This is a genomic window from Flagellimonas pelagia (assembly GCF_003584135.1).
Taxonomy (GTDB): Bacteria; Bacteroidota; Bacteroidia; order Flavobacteriales; family Flavobacteriaceae; genus Flagellimonas; species Flagellimonas pelagia.
Genome location: NZ_QXFI01000014.1, coordinates 614 through 1604, shown reverse-complemented (window position 1 = coordinate 1604; position 991 = coordinate 614). Strand labels below are relative to the sequence as shown.

Here is a 991-nt window from a genome sequence, read left to right as displayed (position 1 = left end):
TGAAAGCCCCTTAAAAGGCTCTGTAACGCTCTGTAGGCGTTTCTGCTGCGAATCCATAGTCTTCTGTAGCTCGCGCGCTCTTTTTGCATTCTGGGCGCTCTGAGAGGCCATAGCGACGGTTCCTGCAAAGCCATCGTTCACTGCCTGGCTTAAACGTTTAGCTATGGCTGCCTGATCTTCCACGTCTTTGGTGAAAATGCCCTTCCGCAGTACACGCGGCTCCAGCGCCTCCGGTGAGATCGATACCTGGCTACGGGTGCCACGGTTTATCGATTCGTAGTAGTGCTGAACTGTCTGATGCGTGGCACGGCTTCCCTCGATTCCGCGCTCAAGACCCAGTTTTTTTACTGATTCAGCGTAGGTGCTCTGATCTTCACGCATCTTTGACCGCCCGCCAATAAACTCTTTCGCGGACAGCCGTCCATCCTGCGTCAATGGCACCACGAACGCTGACAAGTGGGGGGTGGCCTCGTCCCGGTGAACCACCGCCGCCACAACACGATCCTTCCCGTATTTCTTCTCCAGCCATTGCTCAGAGCGGGCGAAAAACTCCGCCTGTTGCTGCGGTGTCGCTTCTTTCCACCACTCAGGGCTTGCAGTCATAACGTATTCAACGGCCAGTACAGCATCTTTACGGCGTTTTTCAGGCAGCAGCTCCCGGACACGCCCCATTGCCTGATCCGTTGATTCGGATACAGAGCAGTAGTTTTCTGGTGTCCGTTCAGCGTTAGCATTCGGCGTCTCACGCTCCCTGTAGCAGTGCTGCAACGCGCTGGCCACACTGCCCATTCCCGTCAGCTTTTTACAGCGCATTATCGCGTAGTTCGCCATGCTTCCCCCCCTCGTTCCGGCGTCCATCCGGCCAGACGGGGGATCGCATTGCGATGCCTCCGGCGGGCCACTATCAGGATGATAGTGTACTCACTAGACTTTGCTTTGCAAAATCGTTCGGGCAGCAAGCTGCCTAAAGGTCAAGTTCAACAGCGGTCTG

1 protein-coding gene is annotated in these 991 nt (G+C 55.9%); it reads right to left on the bottom strand.

The features are described from left to right. The coding region (gene mobV, locus D2V05_RS06010; protein WP_119646701.1) for a MobV family relaxase at positions 1-831 on the bottom strand (831 nt) is incomplete at its 3' end. Between the last annotated feature and the right edge of the window lie 160 nt (positions 832-991).